This is a genomic window from Pseudochrobactrum sp. AO18b, from assembly GCF_000409565.1.
Lineage (GTDB): Bacteria > Pseudomonadota > Alphaproteobacteria > Rhizobiales > Rhizobiaceae > Pseudochrobactrum > Pseudochrobactrum saccharolyticum.
Window position 1 is genome coordinate 1 of record NZ_ANNO01000162.1, and the last position, 273, is coordinate 273.

The window sequence follows — 273 nt, forward strand, 5'->3', positions numbered from 1 at the left end:
CCAGAAGGACAAGTTACCTTCCGGCGGTGCAAAACGTACCGGTGCGCCGACAATATCAAGATTGTGGTGATCGCGTTCTTTCAGCAATTCCATGAGCCATTGCGGCTCTACCTGCTCGTCATCATCGGCAAATGTCAGCAGATCATAACCATGATCAACAGCATAATTGAGCACGTGATTTCTGGCCGATGCGATGCCTAAAACCGGCTCAACAGTATAGACGACTTCAGCAGGTGAAACTCTTGCCTTAAAGTCATTGATAATCGAGCAGAC

Annotated in this window: 1 protein-coding gene; it reads right to left on the reverse strand. The window is 48.4% G+C overall.

Annotation, left to right across the window (positions count from 1 at the left end; genetic code table 11):
• Positions 1 to 273, reverse strand: a 273-nt coding sequence (locus A918_RS19710; RefSeq protein ID WP_033315936.1) for a glycosyltransferase, incomplete at both ends; no start/stop codon positions are given.